The organism is Streptomyces nigrescens (assembly GCF_027626975.1).
Classification (GTDB): domain Bacteria; phylum Actinomycetota; class Actinomycetes; order Streptomycetales; family Streptomycetaceae; genus Streptomyces; species Streptomyces nigrescens.
Window position 1 is genome coordinate 2,596,213 of sequence record NZ_CP114203.1, and the last position, 18,393, is coordinate 2,614,605.

Below are 18,393 nucleotides of genomic sequence, written 5' to 3' on the forward strand. Positions count from 1 at the left end.
CAGGCAGGACTGACAACCGATCAGGGAACCCAAAGACAGAGGCCCGCCCTGCGGAGAACATCCGCAAGGCGGGCCAGGGCAGTTGGGCACCCCAGTCGACCGTTCCTAGAGGTGGCAGACGGAGCAGCCGGCCTCGTCGTCGTCTGAGTCGAGTGCGTCGGAGAGGACCTCAAGCAGGGGCCGGTTGGGCTTAATGCGCTTGGCGGCCCGATCCAGGGCTGCCTGGTGCTTGGCCTCGATCTCTTCCTTGCGCTCTATGAGCTCCGGGAGAGACTCGCCTTGCGACCAGGTGTAGTTGCGGCCCTTCATGGCGGTGTGGCGGTATCGGACCTTGTCCTCATACTCCACGGCCTTGGCGTACAGGTCGGGGTGGCGTTCCTGGAGGCCGACCCACTCGTGCTTGCGCTGGAAGAAGCAGAAATAGCAGCCTGAGCGTGTGCGCCACTCGTAGTAGTCGGGCAGGCCGATGCCGGCCTCATTGAGGATGCGCATCACGCCGTCCTTATCGATGCCGTCCTCGCGGAAAGGGAAGACAGCGTCGATGTTCGGCTTGGTGCTGACGTAGCCGAGGCGGTTCTCGTCGGCCCGGATGGCGACGTAGGAGATGACCTTATCGTCGCCGACCCAGTCTTCCAGGGGCTTGATCTTGAGATTCTTGGTGCACCAGCGCATCTGCGGGCTCGGCAGCGTGCCCTGATAGACCTCCATCCAGTGGTCGAAGTCGCGGTCAGCGTTCAGCCGCACGATGGACTTGCCGAGGGCAGCCTCAAGCCGGTTGAGGTACTCGTAGGTCTCGGGCAGTTCGGCGCCCGTGTCGCAGAAGAAGTACTCCATCTCCGGGACCCGGTTTCGCATGTAGACGGCGAGCGCCGAGGAGTCCTTGCCGCCGGAGATACCGAGAACGTGCCGGGCCTTCTGAGTGTCGTCTCCGTCGGTCATCCCTGTGCCTTCCTTTCACTCGCCGCTGTCGCGGCCTCGGTCACGCGCTGGGCGAGAGCCGCGAGCAGGATCCTCGCTCCGTCCGGTCCGAGAGACTTCTCGGCCTGCTTCAGGACATCGGCCGCGAGGCTGTTGGCCTCGGTGCGAGCCTGTTCGGGCACGTAGATCAGGGTGCGTTGCTCCATGCCGGCGCTGTCAGTCAAGGTCAACAACTGCGCGTCGAGTTTCTCTTCCCGTCCACGTGCCTCGTTCCCGGCGTGGTGCAGGTGCCCGACTCGGTCAAGGGCCGCAGCCATCGACCGGGCCTTCTGCGGGAAGAGCTTGGCTTCGTGGTCGTCCCAGTCACCGAGGGCGGAGTTGGTCAGGCGCACGACGATGGGCTCAAGCCAGTCGTCGTCCTCAAGACTGTCGCTGAGGACGAAGTCGACAAAGCCGCGCAGTTCCGGAGTCAGCACCGCGCCGGCGAAGCCTCGCAGCCGTGCAGCCAGCTGCGCGCGCAGCTCCGGCAGTTCGGCCGGCAGGCGGAACTCCCGTGCGAGGACGCTCACAACTTCGGCCCGCAGCTGGCTGTCGATGGCCACGAGTTCGTCGGCCGCCGCGGTGAGACGTTCGACGTAGGTGTTCGCCGCTTCCGCATTGGCGCGCGTGTCGGCCGGGATCTCGGGCAAGCCGAGCGCCTTCGGCAGCGCATGGAAGACCAGATCGTCGGGGTCCAACGCTCCAGCGATCGTCGTGCGCACGGTGCGGGCGTCGGCGGAGATGCTCTTGGTGGTGCGGGCGTACTTGTGCAGGTCGGCCACACGCACAATCAGGGCACTGGCTACGGAGAGGAGGTCGGGGTTACGCAGGGCCTTCGAGCGCGGTGCCTCCACACCGAGCGACACCATCAGCTTCTTGATGACGCTGCCGCGCTGGCCGTCTCCGGCCGGAGTGTACTTCACCGAGAAGCGTCCCGGGCCCTTGACGAGTCGCTCGACCACGTCGATGGTCAGCCGGGGAAGGTAGGTGCCTTCTTCGAACAGGGCGACGTCGTGGCGGCGGATGACTAGGGCCGGGACCAGGAAGACCGGGATAACGCCAGCCTTGAGCCCGAACGGCGGGCTCTTCAGGACACGGATGACCTCTTCCATGTTGACCCGCTCAGTGGCGCCGGTCAGTACCTCGTTGAGGGCGTTCCAGGCGGGCTGGGCGTGCTCGTGATCGTCGCCGGGCGGGGAGAAGCCGTACGGGAGGAGGCTCTCTTGCTGGCTCTCGGCCTGGGCCACCCCGTTCTCTCGGTGCAGGCCGAGGTAGGCCAGGACGCCGCTGTAGATGGCCCGTTCGGCCCTGTACCCGATGAGACCAAGGTTCTCTTCGCCCGAGGCGGAGAGCATGGCTGTCAGCAGTATGCCGCGGGCCTGGGCGGCCTGGCTGGTCAGGACGTGGCGGCCGAGCATCTCATTGCGAATGTGCGGGGTGTGCGGGTACACCGACTCGCAGGCCAGGGAGACCAGGCCGCTCAGGCTGCGGGCCGTCAGGCCGGAGGCGGCGGGCTCTTCGCCAGGGGCGATCCCGGTGTGCCACAGGCTCCAGGACGCTGCAGCGGACGGCGGGTAGAAGGCGTCTTGCAGCAGCTCCAGGAGCTCGGCCTCGGCCTGCACGAGCCGCTCGATGACTTCCCGTCGGGCGACGTGGTCGATGTCCTGCTGGTTGCTGAGTTCCTTCAGTGCGACGAGGTAGGTGGCCGTGGTCATCACCACGTCGGGGTCGGGGGTCGTGCCGACAAGTACCGGCAGCGGCGAGTGGACGCTGGGCCGGTCGGCGTCGGTGCCAAGGTGGAAGACGACGAGGCCGTCGGCGGGCTCTTTCAACTCGTCCGGGGCAGCGACGGTCTTGGTCTCGGGGCCGCTGACGGCGGTGTAGAACACCCGCATCATGCCGGTGACCTGGCTGTGGCGGCCGGCCACGAATGCCTGCGGGACCAGGCTGCCGAGTCGGTCGATGACCGAGGCGTCATCGAAGTGGCTGATGATGTCCTTCAGCCGTCCGTCGATGTCGACGTCGGTGCCCTGCCAGACCCGGTATTCGCCGCTGAACTCACGGTGGACCACGAAGCCCCGGCGGACGAGGTCGGCGAGACGCTCTTCGAGTGCCGTGAAGGCGTCAGTGTCAGCGACGTCGGTGGGGTCGTGGAGGGCGAAGTGAATCATCGGCGCGGTGGCGCTGAGTGCCCCGTCGGAGTCGATCAGGTTGAGGACGCCAATGGTCTTCAGTACGTCCTGGTCGGCGTCCGGGAGACCGTTGGCGTCCCGGATGCGCGAGTCGACCTCGATCCACCGGCTCGCGTTGGCGGAGGCGAGCAGGGTGGTGCGCCCGGAGTTGAGGAAGTAGTCGTAGAGCTGTGGCAGGCGCACCGTGCTGGCATGGTCCGCCTTGTCGTTGCTGTGCCGGGACAGCAAGTGGCGGACGGTGTTGGGCTCCCCGCTGTTGAGGAAGCCTGACAGGCTGCGGTCGTGCTGGCCGATCTGAGCGGCAAGGATCGGCGCGGCCAGAGCCGTGATGGGGTGCAGCGGGTAGAGGTCCGCGAAGTGGGCGGGGCCGAGTTCGGCCAGAACGCCGAGACCGTGCTGAGTCCAGATGTCTGCGGACGCCTCGGCCGACGCAGTGATCAGGGCCTGCCCGGCAGAGTTGACGGCCGAGCGGTCGAGGCGGCGGCGCAGCAGATGCAGGGAGTCGCCGTGGTGCGGGACGAAGGTGATGTCTTCGAAGCGCCCCTGGATCTTGGCCCATTCGCGGGTCTTGAGTTCGCTGGACCGTGAGGCGTAGTCCATGAATGACAAGTGCTGCAAGGTCATCAGGTAGACGGGCAGCCCGTTGGAACCAGCCGCCTTCTCGGCGAGTTCCTGCAGCAGGAACAGGTCGTGCTGGGCGTCGGCGAATTCGTTGTGGCCAGCGAGGTGTTCCAGTGTCTTGCCGAACTCGTCGATCACCAGAAGCAGAGGCTGCTGCCTGTCCGCGGTCAGAGCCGTGACGGCGCTGAGGATCTCCTTGGCGCCGGCGCGGTCCGGGTCGGCACACGCCTCCAGGGCGGTGGCGATGGCCTTCGGGACGCGTTTGCCCCAGCGTCGCGCCGCCGCCGTGTGCAGGGCGCGGGAGAGGGTAGCGACGACGGATTCGCGGCGCGCGGTGGCCACGCCGCCGAGGAAGCCCTCAGGGGCGATGGCGTCGCGTGCTGCGGCAATGCGGTGGGCGAGGGCGGGGCTGGCTTCTTCGAGGATGCGCTCGGCCTCGCTGCGGCGCTTGGCATCCCGCCCCAACAGGGCGTCGATGATGTTGGACAGGGTCGACTTGCCGGAGCCGTAGGGGCCGGTGAAGGACCATGCGCGGGTACGGCGTTGGTCGGCCAGCGCGCTCGCGATGCGTTCCAGGACGTCGACGGCCCGGGCACCGACGTAAGGGTCGTGGAGGACGTCCTCGACGTCGCGCTCAAGGTTGGTCGAGCGCATTTGGGAGCCGACGAGTTCGATGCCGGCGGGAAACTGCGGGGCGGAACTCGAGGGGGCGTTCGATGTCCGCGTGGGGGTTGCGGTGGTCACGCGGCGGTCTCCTCGTCAAAGAGCGTGTCGTTGGTCTCTGCCGCGGCTGTGGCGTCCGTGGCCTTCGTAGCGAGTTCCTTCTCCTCGGCCTCGGCGAGCTCGGGGAACTCGGCGGCCCACTCCTCACGTGTGGGGAAGCCGGGGCGGCGGGTGACGAAGTCGTACTGCTCGTCCAGCACTTCCCAGGCCAGATCGAAGGGATCGGTCGTGAAGGCGAGGCTGCGCTGCCCCACCGCCTCGGTCAGGTTCAGCTGAGGGTGATCGGCGGCGGTCTTCTGCAGCGCCATGACGATCTCGTTCTCCCGGACACGGAAGGCACGCCCCGGAGAACCCGGCTCATTGGCAAGACGGGCCACGGAGATCGAATTGGCCTGGCGGGAGAACTTGGCTGCGTAGTCCAGGCAGGCGTAGGCCAGAACCCGAGGGGGCAGCGAGGTACGGTGCCCGCTGGTGAACTGCCACTCGGGCTTGCCGCGCGTCCCCACGAAGGTGAGCAGGTCCAGGTCACGGAAGGGGCAGGCGAGCAGATCCTCGTAGCTGCCCGGCGAGCCGGCCTTCTCCGGCGCGCTGCGCGCGTACATCTTGGTCAGGCATTCGATGTCACGGACGATCGACGCCTCTTCCGGGCTCTTGTCATAGGAGAAGTTCACGTGCCGGGTGACCACCTGTGCCATGTCCGCGACCGTGAAGCGGGAGAACGGGGCGAGGTGGAAGGCTGTGTACCAGGTTGGCGCGTGGCTCTTGGCTCCGGGACGGGATGAGACCAGCCACCAGTGCAGCAGCCACAGGCTGCCGTTCTCCTCCAGATACGGGTCTGCCCCGTCCTCGTCGAGGAGCCAGCGGGCTTCCCAGGTGGGGTAGGAGAACTTGGCCTGTGAGCGTGTCGTGGGCGAGTGCTCGCGAGTCAGTTTGAAGGCGCGGGACCAGTAGCGCATGGCGTTGACCATGTTCTTGCCCACGCCGAACAGCACCGGCGCGTTGTCTGCGAGAAATGCATCCTGGTCACGTTTGACCTGCATGTACGCCTTGTGCAGCCAGCCGAAACGGGGCGCGAATGTTTCGTGTCGCGCGAAGGAGTAAAGGGCGGCTTCCCCAAGCCGGCTGTCTGACATCCGGGACCTCTCTGTGGCCAATGCGTTTGCTCTAATGACGTGGTAAACGGGGTAACGGTCAGCGGGGACCATCGGCTTCGGCCAGCGCGGCACGAACCTGCGTTACGGCGCGTTTGACGGCCCTCGCGGCGTGCTCGATCTCGGCATCCGTGGTGGCGTAGCCCAGCGAGAAGCGGATCGTGCTGTCGGCGTCCGCCCGGGACAGCCCCATGGCCAGGAGCACGTGGCTCGGCGTCGGAGCGCCGGACGCGCACGCGCTGCCCTCCGAGGCGGCGACGTCGGGCATGGCCGCCAGGACCGCGTCCGCAGGCGCCCCGGGGAAGGTGACGCTCGTCACGCCGGGCAGGCGCTGATCGCGCCGGCCGTTGATCCGACAGTCGGGCAGGGCGTCGGTCACGAGGTCTTCAAGGCGGCCGCGCAGCGCCGCGATGCGCTCGGCCTCCTCGCTGAGTCCGCGCGCCGCAGCCTCAGCCGCGGCGCCCATGCCGATGATCCCTGCCACGTTCAGCGTGCCTGCGCGCCAGCCCCGCTCCTGTCCGCCGCCCACGAGGAGCGGCCTGTGCGGGAGGGGGGACCCGCGCCGTACATACAGGGCGCCGACTCCCTGCGGTCCGCCGAACTTGTGGGCCGACAGCGACAAAAGGTCGACGTCGAGTTCAGCGACGTCCACGGGGAGACGGCCGATGATCTGCGTGGCGTCGGTGTGGACGAGTGCGCCAACTTCACGGGCCGCCTTGGCCGCGACGCGGAGATCGGTGAGGACGCCGGTCTCGTTGTTCGCCGCCATCAGGGAGACCACTCCCCCATGACGCGAGGCGAAGACCTGATCGAGGGCGTCGAGATCCACCAGGCCGTCGGTGCCGACCGGCAGGAGTACAAGATCCTCGGGGCTTCCGGCGGTGACCGCGCGGGCCGTTTCCAGGACAGCCGGATGCTCAACGGGGCTTGTAACCAGGGGACTTCCGGCGCAGAACGAGGCCCGGAGGGCCAGGTTGTTCGCCTCGGTCGCCCCAGAGGTGAAGATGATCTCGCCGGGTGAGCAGCCGAGGAGGTCGGCTAGCTGCCGACGGGCGACGTCGACCCGATGAGCCGCCTGCCGTCCCGGTTGATGCATGCTTGAGGCATTGCCGACCGATTGCATGGCCTCGACGACGGCCGCAAGGACCTCCGGCCGGATCGGAGCGGTGGCATTGTAGTCAAAATAGGACGTATCCGGCCCATTCGGCTCGCTCATCGTCTGCCACCCCGCCTCGCTCGTGTCGCACACCAATGTACTGCTGGTGGAAACCTTCTCCCGCATCCGGGGTTCCACCAGTAGCTCGCCGTGATCCTAGCCGCGAGCCGAGATCCACTCTTTGAATCACCCCAACGCGTGGTGTCGCAAGCCATTTACCGAATACTTGTTCCATATTGCGCGCCTCGCGTGCAGGCCGCTCCCGATAAGGCCGTCTCGCGACGGGAAACGGGACGACTGTGTGGCCAAATGCCTTCGGTGGCTGGTCTTTTAGTCTGATGGTGCTCCTGTTGTCAGTGGCCCCGTCTAGGGTGGTCGACATGCTGCAGCGGCGCAGTATCTGCACGTTGAAGCGCTGCTTGGTGTGCGTCGAGCTGGGGGAGGAACTTCACGATGATGGTCGGTCCTGTGCGAGCGGCTCACGGCTTGCCGTCAGCCGCATCGGTCAGGTGAGGCTGTGACGACGTGGTCACCGGGAATGCCCTTCGAGGCAGTCCTGGCAAACGCCCCCATGGACTACATCCGCCGGCACCTCGGCAAGGAGCTGTGCGGCCTCCTTGACCTCATCAAAGGAGGAACGGCGGGTGATGAGCGGTTGCGAGCCGTCGCCGCGATCGCGATCGACGCTGAGCTCCTGGTGGCGGACGAGGACGAGCGCGCCGTAGTGCTCGACCTCGTTCCCGGCCCCAAGCAGGCGGAACTGGCGCAACGGCTCGGGTCGCTGGGGGACGAGCAGCCGCTGGAGTACCTGCAGGCACTGAAGTGGACGCCTGACGAGCGCAGGGCGCTTCTGGAGTTCTTCGGCTTCACCGTCGAGCGCGTACAGCCTCAACTGCCCTCCTTCAGAAGGGAGACGGCCCCCGACTACGCCCTGTTTCCTCATCAGCTCCGGGCGGCCCGGCGGGTCAAGGAGCTGCTGTATGACGGCCCCCGCCGGGCCGTACTCCATCTGCCGACAGGCGTGGGCAAGACGCGGACCGGCATGAGCATGATCTGCGACCACTTGCGGCAGCACGGGCCCACCCTGGTGGTGTGGCTGGCTCATGGGCAGGAACTGCTGGAGCAGGCCGCGGCCGAGTTCGAACGCGCCTGGGGCAGGATCGGCGACCGTCCCCTGCCGGTCCTCCGCGTGTGGGGCGGTGCTTCCCCGGACCTTGCGGATGTGACCGACGGACTGGTCGTTCTCGGGCTGGAGAAGGCCGTCGCAACCGCCAAGTCCGACCCGCAGTTCCTGCGCACGCTGGCATCCCGCGCCACTCTGACCGTGTTCGACGAGGCCCATCAGATCATCGCCCCCACGTTTCAGGGCGTGGTGGACGACCTGACAGTGCGCCACGACTCCAGCTTGCTGGGCCTCACCGCGACCCCGGGCCGCACCTGGGCGGACATCGCCAAGGATGAGGAACTCGCCGACTTCTTCTCCCGCCAGAAGGTCATGCTGCAGATCGAGGGCTACACGAATCCCGTGACAGCCCTCATCGACCAGGGCTACCTGGCCAAACCGATCATGCGCACGGTGGCCGCGGAAGCCGGCATGCATCTGTCAGCCCGGGATCAACAGAACCTGGCGCGAGCGTTCGAGATCCCGGACAGCATCATCGCCGAGCTCGCGAAGGACGAGCAGTGGAACCTCAAGGTTGTCCAGACGATCATGGAGCTGCTCGAGAAGCAGCACCGCCGCATCCTCGTGTTCGCGGCATCGGTGCAGCACTGCCGGCTCATCGCTTCGGTGCTGTCCGCGGCTGGCCTCCACGCGGTGTTCGTGACTGGGGAATCATCTCCACGACACCGCAGCGACGCCATCCGTAGTTTCAAGAGCGCGGCACGCCGGCCCATGATCCTGTGCAACTTCGGAGTCCTGACCACGGGCTTCGACGCGCCCGCAGCCAGCGCCGCCGTCATCGCCCGGCCGACAAAGTCCCTGGTGCTCTACAGCCAGATGGTCGGCCGGGTCATCCGCGGCCCCAAGGCCGGCGGAACCGAAACCTGCGAGATCGTCACCGTCGTCGACCCGGAGCTCCCCGGGTTCGGCGACGTCGCCGAAGCATTCACCAACTGGGAAGATGTATGGGAGACAGCGTGACCGGCGAAGGAAACAACTACCGGATCGTCAGCCCTTCGCTGACCGTCAAGGCCATGCGCGACAGTGGCTACAAGAACACCGCCTACGCGCTCGCCGAGCTGATCGACAACAGCATCGACGCGGAAGCCACGCTCGTACAGGTCTTCGCATGCGAGGGCCCCATCGCAGGCGCCACCCAGACTCGGTATCGGGTGGACAAGATCGCCGTCCTCGACAACGGCAAGGGCATGGACAGCGAACTCCTGCGCCGCGCCCTGAAATACGGAGACGGCCTCGGTGACAACCGCAACCGAATCGGCCGCTTCGGCATGGGCCTGCCCAACTCCAGCATGTCCCAGTGCACCAAGGTCGAGGTCTGGTCCTGGAAGAACGGCGCCGCGAACGCTCTGTACACCTACCTCGACCTGGACGCGATCACCAACGGGCAGGACGAGGTTCCCGCGCCTGTACCTCGCCGTGTGCCGGACGAGTGGGATGACCTGAGCGAGGCGCAGCTGGGCACCAGCGGCACCCTCGTCGTCTGGACGAACCTGGACCGCGTCAAGTGGCACAGTGCCGGGGCTACCCTGCGCAACACCGCCGAGTTGATCGGGCGCGTGTACCGGCACTACCTGCACGACGGCTCCGTGGACATCAAGATGGCCCCCGTTCGTGACGGGAAGGTCATCGAAAAGGTCACCGAAGGGGACAACGGCGCCTACTACGCCGAGCCCAACGACCCTCTGTACCTGATGGCGGAGACCGGCACGCCCGCGCCGTTCAGCAGCACTCCCATGTTCGAGCCCTTCCACATGGGCAACGACGCCGAACCCGGGGTCTACCGCTATCCCATCACGGTCGACGGCACCCAGCACACCGTCACGGTGCGCGCATCCATCGCCCGGCCCGAGGCCCGCCGTTCCGATGTAGCCGGCCACCCATGGCCCGACACCGCCATCCCCAACCGGGAGGGTGGTTTCCAGAAGTGGGGGAAGCACGCCCGTCGGAACGTCGGCGTCTCGCTGGTCCGCAAGGGCCGCGAACTCGATCTCGACACCTCGTGGGCGATCGGCTACGACCCCGTGGAGCGCTGGTGGGGCGTCGAGGTGGACTTCCCGCCCGAGCTCGACGAAGTGTTCGGCGTCACCAACAACAAGCAGACCGCCGTCGTGTTCTCCTCACTCGCCGACTTCGACTGGTCGGCCGAGCAGGACCCCGACGAGACCCCCAAACAGTTCAAGGACCGTCTCCGGGAACTGGGCGACCCCCGTCTGCCGCTGATCGACCTCGCCCAGTACCTCAAGGGCCTGCTCGGCAAGATGCGCAAGAAGCTGAAGCAGCAGACGCTCGGCGGACGCAAGGGCAAGAAGCGGCACGACGAGGACGTCGCCTCCAAGGCGACGGACGCCGTCAAGCGCCGCCAGGAGGACGGGCACACCGGCACGACCGACCGCCTCGCCGAGGAGGCGACGGAAGCCGACAAGCGCCAGGAGCAGTTCACTGCGCTGACCGAGCGACACCACGTCGACGATGACACCGCCCAGACGTTGGTCGACGAGGCCCTGGAGAACGACTGGCGAGTGCGATGGATCTCCAGCCCCCAGGACTCCTCGGCCTTCTTCAACATCGACCTGCTCGCCGGCATGCTCCAGGTGTCCTTCAACACGGAACACCCCCTGCACAGCAAACTGATGGCCGTCCTTGAGGACGTGCCCGAGGACGCGAACGACGCAGAGCTCCGCCAGCGGCTCGCCCGTGCGACCGAGACCTTCAAGCTGCTCATCTTCAGCTGGGCACGGATGGAGGACGAGATTCCCAGCAAGAAGGAGCGCCGGGTGATCGCGGATGCCCGCAGCGACTGGGGACGCTACGCCCGTGACTTCATCGAGGACGGGAGCGAAGAGGAGTGACGCAGCCGGACCATGTCTGGCAGCAGATCGCGGACCTGATGGAGGACGCCACCGAGGAGGTGGTCGTCATCGCCCCCTTCATCAAGAAGGCGATCTTCGAGGAGACCATCGCCTCGGTGCCCTCGTCAGTCCGGAAGATCACGTGCGTCACTCGTTGGACCCCGGCGGAGGTAGCCGCCGGGGTTTCCGACCCGGAGATCATCGAAGCTGCCCAGAACGACGACCGCATTTCCATTGCCTTGTGTCCGTCTCTGCACGCCAAGCTCTACTGTGCCAACGGCCGCTGCCTGGTGGGCTCCGCAAACCTGACTGGCAAGGCCACTGGGCGCGTGCCGAACGCCAACGTGGAACTCCTGCTGGAGGTGGCGGCTGATCACCCCGAGGTAGAGCGCGTCCTCGCTCAGATCGACGCCCTCTCAACAAGAGCCACACCCCATATGGCAGCCCTCGTACGACAGCAGGCAGAACTCCTGAGGAGCGAGCGCGTCACTCCGCCGTCTGAGGACGAAGCGGCCCCCTACTGGTTCCCCGAAACGAGGAGACCGGAGAACGTCTACGCCCTCTACAGCGGGCGGCAGAGCTTCACGTCGCGAGTGGAGGCTGGCATCGTGCGGGACCTGGCCATGCTCGATGTGACCGCTGGCCTTCTTGAAGACGCCTTCAACGCCGAGGTCGAGGCCCGCTTGCATGCGATCCCGGAACTCGGTCAGCTGACCGCAGAACAGCGTCTCAGCAACGTCGAGCTCCAGCGCGCCATCGCTGAGCGGACTGGAGATACGGAAGATCAGGCGCGCAGGACGACTGAGACGCTCGCGGCCTGGCTCCAGCACTTCGGCCGGTACTACACCGAAGTGGGCTCATGGGAGCTGCGACCTGGCATAGAGCACGCCTAAGATCAAGGCCACGGCGTGGCCTGCCAGCGCGTCGCCGACGCGCGCGGACACAAGGTGATGGGGAAGGCCGTTTCATGGCAGAGGTACGTGTCCCGTTCCTCCTCGGGCACACCGAGATCGCCTTCCTCTTCCACATAGAGCGGCAGACTTCCCAACGGTGGCGGACGGAAGGCACGCTCGACGAGCCCGATCTGATCGCATCGGGCAATCCGTACTGGCTGTTGAGCACCGTCATGCGACTCGATGGCGAGGGCGATCGCGCGGTCGACCGGGAACGGCTAGCGACGTACAAAGCCTGTATCCCTCTCGGCTATGACCTACCGAACAAGGAACAACTGCCGGTCGTCGTTGGCATCCAGGAGGCAGCACGCGTTCTCGGACAGGACGCGCAGGCGATCTCACGCTGGCGCAACCGGCAGCGGATCGCTGAGGCCGACCTTCTCCTTTCCGGCTCTCCGCTCTGGCTCCTTGAGACGATCCTGGACGACGGGCGGCAGCGACAGCGAACGATCGTTGCCGCCGAAGTCGCCGCCCTCCGTGCAGGACAGCGCCCTGCTCAGAAGCCTCGTGGCCGAAGGCTCACCGCCCCGGTGACGCGACCGCCTCGTCAGCCACCGCCCGCTCCACAAACCTTCACCAGCGCCGACCATGACGCCGCAGCCGAGTTCCTCGCGTCCGTCCTGGCCCAAGGCTATTCCGTCACTATCAAGCCTCAGCCGTAGCCCTCGCCCCTCTAAGGCTTCCTCCCCACTTCGGGTCCGCGTTCGCCGACAGCAGTGGTAGAAACACTTGCCCATCGACTGCTCTATCCATACTGTCTCTCACATGACGATCTTGCAGCAGACCTCCGGAGCCCATCACGCCGATCCCTCCGACTCCATTCCACGCGTCGCTTCCAGCGAGCCCAGCATCCGTCCGATGAAGGTCGTCTCCTACGGAGGCGGTGTCCAGAGCACAGCCCTTCTCGTGCTGGCCGCTCAGGGTGAGATCGACTTCCGCACCTTCCTGTTCGCTAACGTCGGCGACGACAGCGAGCACCCCGCCACCCTTGCCTACGTCCGCGAGATCGCCATCCCGTACGCCGCACGTGCGGGACTGGACGTCCACGAGCTGAAGCGGCGCCGCCGCGACGGGGCCACGGAAACGCTTATGCAGCGGCTGAACCGGCCGGACACCCGGTCGATCCCCATCCCGGTCCGCATGGCCAACGGCGCTCCTGGCCGCCGCAACTGCACCGCCGACTTCAAGATCAAGGTGGTCGGTCAGTGGCTTCGGGAGCATGGCGCCACCGCGGAGGACCCGGCAGCGGTCGGTATCGGCATATCGGTCGACGAAATCCATCGCGCCAACCGCCGGCGGAGGGAAGCCCACGAGGTCATCGAGTACCCCCTCCTCGACCTCGGGCTGCGCCGGGACGACTGCGAGCGCATCATCGCCGAGGCCGGCCTGCCAGTACCGCCCAAGAGCTCGTGCTTCTTCTGCCCCTTCCGCACCGTCGGCGCCTGGCGCCACCAGCGTCGGCACGAGCCCGAGTTGTTCGCTCAGTCGGTCCTACTGGAGGAGACGATCAACCGTCGGCGGGCCGCACTCGGGCGGGATGCCGTGTATCTCACGAGGTACGGCATCCCCCTCACCCAGGCCATCCCCGACCGGGGCCCGGGGGTAGATGGCATCAATGACGATGAGGGGGCCTGCGACTCCGGCTGGTGCATGACCTGATACCTGTCGAGCAGGCCGCGATGGGTGGGGATCGCAGCCATGGCTGCGGTCCCCACCCGTCATTTGCCCTGGCGTGCCGACGTGGCCGCCGCAGGGCACTTCTGGTGGCGGAGTCAGAGCTCGGGCGGCTCACCGGGCTGAAGGTGGAGGACGGCGAGGTACTCGCCGTAGGGCATCTCTTCATCCACCCAGCGGCTGCCGCCCGAGGAGTCGGGAATCCACATGCCGTCGAGAAGGTATTTGTCGTCGAAAACGGCGACGCGGTCCTCCTGCACCGCTGCCGCCATCAGCAGCTGTAGCCCCAGCAGCAGCACTGTGGAGGCTTCCTTGACCGCGCAGACCTCAGCGTGCCCGGTGGGAAAGACCTTCCCGTCCGCGTCGCTGTCCGGCTCGGGGACGACAGCACGGCCGTGAACGGCCATCTCGTGCAAGGCAATCGCCTGAGTCACCGCTGCCGCCACCGGCATGCCGGCGCCTGGCACCCCGTCCGGGGCATGTGTCCGCAGATGGTCGGCGACCGCGCGAGCGTGCACTGGCCATGCGTCGGCACGATGGTGCAGCCGCTGTTCCGCGGCCTCGACTGCCAGTCCGGGCTCCGCGGTGTCCGGGTGCAGCAGCCGGCCGAATCCTTCAAGTGCTGCACGCAGATAGCCGAGACGGACCTGATGCTGCTGCCACTCCTCCATCATCTCGGTCCAGACAGCGTCGAAGTCGAGGCCCGCCGAGCACATGCCGCCGTCGTCGTACGACATGTCCAACGTCACCGTGCGCAGGCCCTGGGCGAGTCGCAGCCACCTGTAGGCCGTATCCCAGCTGTTCTTTGCCCCGGGGAGGGCGGTAACGGCGGAGGCGTGCTCCACCCAGTCGGTGAGTTCACGGACGTGGTCCTCGGGCTCGGACAGCGCGAGGGCGGACAGCGTGCGGTATGAGGGCAGGCAGGGGCCCTCCATCCGGGTAGTGGTCATGGGTGGAGCGTGGCACACGACACTGACAATCGCTCCGGTGCCGAGAGCCGGTGCGACGCTCAGGTGCTGGTGGTGCGGCGTACGAGCCGGTGACCCCGCAACTCCCGCTCGCAGCGTACGAGTTCGCGCTCCCATCCCTCTTCCGTTCCGATCAGGTGCGGACTCTCATAGAGGCCGGCGCGCACCTCGGCCTCCGTGAGCCTCCGGTACTTGGGTGCGTCGGGATCGTCCTCAGCAAGGAACTCGTGCTTACGGTGCAGCAGGGGACGATTGGTGGATTCCGCGTACGAGGTGAAGGAGGACTTGAGGGTCTTCAGGTCGACGGCGTACGAGGCCGCGATCCGCGGGTGGGGATCCGTGTCGAACTCGGGGTAGTCGAGCCAGCTGACGCCGCGGCCCTGATGGCGGAGCTTGACGACGGACCACTCGCCAGGGCGGCCGGCAGCGATACTCGCGCACTGCTCGTACAGGCGCAGCACGGCCGGGATCCGGTGGAGAGCGCGGCGGTGCACGTACAGGGCGGTTGCGGTGAACTTGCCGGCGATCGATCCGTTCATCGCCCGACGGACGTATGCGTCGTCACGCAGCTTGAACAGCAGCCGATCCGCTCGCTGGCACGCCTCGGTGTACGAAGGGAAGAAGGCACGGATGTCCAGTTGAACTGGCAAAGGCAGACTGCTGACCGGGCCTCGGCCGTGAAACAGCTCCAGCGCGAGGAACAGCAGAGTGTCGAGGGCTCCACGCTCGGCGCTCCGCTCGACCTTCACGGGGTCGGCTTCCTGCTCGGCAAGGCGCTTGAGCTCAGCGGGACGCAGGTGGCCGAGGAGGCTGATGATGGGTTGCGGCATTTCCTCCAGCTGAGGCATCCTGCCGCGCTGTTCGAGATGATCGACGACCGAGGTGATCGCCGAGGCTGTATCCTCGGACGCCAGCCATCCCCCCTCGGGGGCGACCTGGCGGGCCAGGTAACTCAGGCGGGCCGCATCGTCCTTGAACGCGTAAACGATGCCGGGCGCCGCCGACACGCAGCGCACACCGGTGGCTTCCTCGACGTAGTCGCGAAGCTCGCCGGCGGCGTAAAGGTGCTGGAAGGTGCGGCGCTGCGTGAGGATGCCGTCGCCGTACTCCGTGCCTTTGATCTGGTTGCGCTCCCACCTCAACCGCGCGGACACCACGAGCGCCGATTTGGCGAGGTCCCAAGCCCGTAGAAGTGTCTCTCGTCGTTCGGCGGGATTCTCAATGACGTTCAGGACATAGGTGAGAAGGACTACCTCGGCCAGCTCGCGCCGCCCATCCGGAAAGTGCACCGGGTCCCACCCCGCGGCATCGAGGCCGAGGTACTGCAGTGCCCGTACATCGCCGCCACGCCCGCACCCGTAGTCCAGTACTCGCATGGCGGGTTCCAGCTGTAGGTCGCCGAGGGCGCGACGGGCCGGCATCGAGAGGCCGACTCGGCCGATCGCGGTCTGATGCCTCCGGCTGCTCCAAAGCTGCTGTGTCATCGGCGTCCCCTGAATCCACGAACAGGCCAGCATGCGACAGCACCGAACCATACGGGACACCCGAGCCGATGACCGGTAGAAGCCACTACCTTTCGGATCTTGAGGGGGTGTGCTCCAAGGCGGGTGGGTCGGGTAGCCCCATCGCCATCGTGCATGAGATCTGTACCTCTGGCACAGTTCGAAGTTTCTGGGAAACCGAGCGCCAGGCGGCCCTGTTGTCGCCCTTGGAGTGATGGTTCCGGCGGTCACGGCATCCGGGGTAGCCGCCAGCTGTTCGAGCTGATCACTGGCGGGCAAGATGTGGGGCAACAAACAGCGCGGGATGACCGGTTGGCCGAACCGGCGATCCCGCGCACCATAGATAGTCCACCGCCGTACCCTGCCCCCACGTCGCAGGCTCCACCCACGACCGCACACGACACGAAGCGCAGCCCGCTACGAAGCAGGCAGCGGCAGCTGATCACGCCGCCGCATAGCTTGCCCGGAACAGATGCTGAGCCCGCTCCACGTCCCGCGGGGTACGGAGCTGCACCTCCAGATCACCCGTCCCATGGTGACCGAGACCGGATACGTCTCGGGCGAAGCCCGGAACGAGGTCGACGTCCTCCGGGTGGCAGCGGGGAGTCTGCTCGGGTGGCTCATTCCCGCCCGTTCCCGGTCTGGAGCACGCCATCAACCCCGTCCTGGGCACCATGAGCCGACGCTTGCGCGCGAAGCTCAGTAGCTGAAGGCTCTGACCGAAGCCCCCGAGGTGACTCGCCAGCAGCTCACGGAGGCCGAACAGACGGCAACGGCTGAATTCGCCGCCCGCACGGACATCCAGTTCGCCCGCTCAATGGCAGCTCATCGCTCCCTTCGGCGAAGAGCCGGCCACGCACCGGTCGGCGTTACGCCGCCATCGCCGCGTACACACGGCCCGCGTCAGCCCCAGTTCGTTCGAGCGAATTGTTTCGAACCGCCCGTCGCTTACAAACGGAACTGACAACATGCCGCCGTCGTATGTCAACCTCAAGTCGAAGGCGGACCATTGGAGCGACAGGTCAATGAGCGGCAACTGTCAGTGCTGCAGTGGGTGGGAGCCGGGTGTCCCGCTGGCGTTTGGGCGACCAGCTCCTACAAGACCACGTGTCAGGCACTGCAGAACCGGGGCCTGGTCACTGTCTCCCGGAAGGGCGGGCAGTGGAGCGTCGCCCTGACGGGTGCAGGCCAGCACTACCTGGCGCACGGCACCTACCCTCCCCGCGGGTCACACCCGCGCAAGTCCCAAGCCACCGCTCCACGACCCCGGTCCCCCCGAGCGCACGAAACCCCGGCCGCCGGGCGGTCGCCAAGCCCTCCGTCACAGCCTCGTGTGACGTTCACGGAACAGCTGCTGCAGGAGCTCGCGGACGCCGGCGGCCGGATCGTCAAGAGCGGCAGCGGTCCGGACTTGGAGAAGTGGCCGTCCCGCGTCGCCGCGGCACGTAGGTCCGGAAGGGTCCCGGAGACGAAGGAGCTATACGGGGGTTGGTGCCGTGGTGGGTACGAGATCAAGCTCGTCGACATCCCCGCCTGGCGCCTTACCGTCCTCAAACCCATCTCCGTGCCGTCGCGGCTCGCGCGTCCGCACACCGTGGTACGGGTCATGCAGAGCGAAACCCAACCGCTGGGCCTCACGAAGCCCGTCCAAGGACGTGCCCTCCGGCTCATCCAGGCGCTCATCACCGCTGCTGAGGCCGTAGGACATTCCACTTCTGCTGGACGGACCGGCTTCGCTCCCCCGTCTCATCGCCGCCGCAGAGCATCTCCCCACTTCACCATCACCGCACGGGGCCAGGCCGTGGGGTTCCTTGTCCTCCAGGAGCAAGACCGGACCGAGCATGTCGCCACCGAGAAGGAACTCGCCGCGGCCAAGAAGGACTCTTGGGTCAGGATCCCCCGCTTCGACTACACCCCGTCCGAACGGCTCCGTTTCGTCCTCAGCGGCGGCCAGCCGCACCGGGCGAGCGAATGGGCCGACACCCCCGGCCGCTCCCTGGAAGAGCAGCTCGCCGAGATCGCCCAAGAGGTCACTCTCCGCGGCGAGGCCGCTGAACGCAGACGCCAGGACGAGATCGAAGCGGCACGCCAGAAGCGCATTCGCTGGGAAGCTGCCATGGAAGAAGCCCGCATCCGGTACGCGGAGGCGTACCGCATCAGGCACTTCGAAGCGCAGGAAGAGGCTTGGCGCCACGCCACCCGATTGACCGAGTACGTGAGCGCTGTGCGCACGCGAGTCGAGGCCATGCCGCCGGGGCAGGCCAGAACCGACGCCGAAGCATGGATCAGCTGGGCAACGACCACCGTCGAGCGCCTCGACCCGCTGAGCTCACCACCCCGGTTGCCCGACGTCCCCGAACCGCAAGCCGACGACCTAAGGCCCTTCCTCGGCCACTGGAGCCCTTACGGACCGACCTATTGAGCGCCCGCTCCGCCAACGTCCGGCCCGCCGAACTACGGCATG

Annotated in this window: 12 protein-coding genes and 1 pseudogene; 6 read left to right on the forward strand and 7 right to left on the reverse strand. The window is 66.8% G+C overall.

Translation table 11 applies throughout. The annotated features are described in order from the left end of the window. Positions 1–105: 105 nt before the first annotated feature. The 4 genes from STRNI_RS11810 to STRNI_RS11825 are packed head-to-tail and all read right to left on the reverse strand — an operon-like array spanning position 106 to position 6,926. Positions 106–939 carry a phosphoadenosine phosphosulfate reductase family protein gene (locus tag STRNI_RS11810; protein WP_277411240.1) on the reverse strand — a complete coding sequence of 278 codons (834 nt, stop codon included), beginning with the start codon at positions 937–939 and terminating at the stop codon, positions 106–108. After that, positions 936–4,514 (reverse strand): ATP-binding protein, encoded by a 3,579-nt coding sequence (locus tag STRNI_RS11815; RefSeq protein ID WP_277411241.1) that lies wholly within the window; start codon positions 4,512–4,514, stop codon positions 936–938. Before STRNI_RS11815 ends, STRNI_RS11810 begins: the two co-directional genes overlap by 4 nt. Further along, a complete protein-coding gene (locus STRNI_RS11820) occupies positions 4,511–5,626 on the reverse strand; it encodes a DUF4007 family protein (RefSeq protein WP_277411242.1) in 1,116 nt (371 codons plus the stop codon). Before STRNI_RS11820 ends, STRNI_RS11815 begins: the two co-directional genes overlap by 4 nt. A gap of 58 nt (positions 5,627–5,684) precedes the next feature. Next, the gene (locus tag STRNI_RS11825; protein ID WP_277411243.1) at positions 5,685–6,926 is read right to left on the reverse strand and encodes a cysteine desulfurase family protein; all 1,242 of its coding nucleotides are present in this window, start codon (positions 6,924–6,926) and stop codon (positions 5,685–5,687) included. A gap of 571 nt (positions 6,927–7,497) precedes the next feature. Between STRNI_RS11825 and STRNI_RS11830 the strand changes: the two genes are divergently transcribed. The 5 genes from STRNI_RS11830 (at position 7,498) to STRNI_RS11850 (ending at position 13,444) form a co-directional block, all read left to right on the forward strand. Next, positions 7,498–8,943 carry a DEAD/DEAH box helicase gene (locus STRNI_RS11830; protein WP_277411244.1) on the forward strand — a complete coding sequence of 482 codons (1,446 nt, stop codon included), beginning with the start codon at positions 7,498–7,500 and terminating at the stop codon, positions 8,941–8,943. Beyond that, positions 8,940–10,832 (forward strand): ATP-binding protein, encoded by a 1,893-nt coding sequence (locus STRNI_RS11835; RefSeq protein ID WP_277411245.1) that lies wholly within the window; start codon positions 8,940–8,942, stop codon positions 10,830–10,832. The genes STRNI_RS11830 and STRNI_RS11835 overlap by 4 nt, the downstream gene beginning before the upstream one ends. Continuing rightward, positions 10,829–11,725, forward strand: a complete 897-nt coding sequence (locus STRNI_RS11840; protein ID WP_277411246.1) for a phospholipase D family protein — start codon at positions 10,829–10,831, stop codon at positions 11,723–11,725. The genes STRNI_RS11835 and STRNI_RS11840 overlap by 4 nt, the downstream gene beginning before the upstream one ends. A gap of 74 nt (positions 11,726–11,799) precedes the next feature. Then, a complete protein-coding gene (locus STRNI_RS11845) occupies positions 11,800–12,447 on the forward strand; it encodes a hypothetical protein (protein ID WP_277411247.1) in 648 nt (215 codons plus the stop codon). A gap of 196 nt (positions 12,448–12,643) precedes the next feature. Then, positions 12,644–13,444, forward strand: coding sequence for an adenine nucleotide alpha hydrolase family protein (locus STRNI_RS11850; RefSeq protein WP_277413241.1), 801 nt, complete (start codon positions 12,644–12,646; stop codon positions 13,442–13,444). A 113-nt stretch (positions 13,445–13,557) separates the two neighbouring features. Here STRNI_RS11850 and STRNI_RS11855 read toward each other — a convergent pair whose 3' ends face one another. The 3 genes and pseudogenes from STRNI_RS11855 to STRNI_RS11865 all read right to left on the reverse strand — a co-directional run. After that, complete coding sequence (locus STRNI_RS11855) at positions 13,558–14,409, reverse strand: hypothetical protein (RefSeq protein ID WP_277411248.1); 852 nt, start codon at positions 14,407–14,409, stop codon at positions 13,558–13,560. Positions 14,410–14,468: 59 nt separating this feature from the next. Then, the gene (locus STRNI_RS11860; RefSeq protein WP_277411249.1) at positions 14,469–15,911 is read right to left on the reverse strand and encodes a DNA phosphorothioation-associated putative methyltransferase; all 1,443 of its coding nucleotides are present in this window, start codon (positions 15,909–15,911) and stop codon (positions 14,469–14,471) included. 460 nt (positions 15,912–16,371) lie between these two features. After that, positions 16,372–16,521 (reverse strand): annotated as a pseudogene (locus STRNI_RS11865) (DUF5655 domain-containing protein); the annotation flags it as partial. A 741-nt stretch (positions 16,522–17,262) separates the two neighbouring features. Here STRNI_RS11865 and STRNI_RS11870 point away from each other — a divergent pair. Next, a complete protein-coding gene (locus tag STRNI_RS11870; RefSeq protein ID WP_277411250.1) occupies positions 17,263–18,351 on the forward strand; it encodes a hypothetical protein in 1,089 nt (362 codons plus the stop codon). Positions 18,352–18,393 lie beyond the last annotated feature (42 nt).

Excerpts from the sequence above, each read along its gene's own strand:
- STRNI_RS11820 (WP_277411242.1), bottom strand. The coding sequence starts at position 5,626 with ATGTCAGACAGCCGGCTTGGGGAAGCCGCCCTTTACTCCTTCGCGCGA.
- STRNI_RS11825 (WP_277411243.1), bottom strand. The coding sequence starts at position 6,926 with ATGCGGGAGAAGGTTTCCACCAGCAGTACATTGGTGTGCGACACGAGC.
- STRNI_RS11855 (WP_277411248.1), bottom strand. The coding sequence starts at position 14,409 with ATGACCACTACCCGGATGGAGGGCCCCTGCCTGCCCTCATACCGCACG.
- STRNI_RS11850 (WP_277413241.1), top strand. The coding sequence starts at position 12,644 with ATGAAGGTCGTCTCCTACGGAGGCGGTGTCCAGAGCACAGCCCTTCTC.
- STRNI_RS11845 (WP_277411247.1), top strand. The coding sequence starts at position 11,800 with ATGGCAGAGGTACGTGTCCCGTTCCTCCTCGGGCACACCGAGATCGCC.
- STRNI_RS11810 (WP_277411240.1), bottom strand. The coding sequence starts at position 939 with ATGACCGACGGAGACGACACTCAGAAGGCCCGGCACGTTCTCGGTATC.
- STRNI_RS11860 (WP_277411249.1), bottom strand. The coding sequence starts at position 15,911 with ATGACACAGCAGCTTTGGAGCAGCCGGAGGCATCAGACCGCGATCGGC.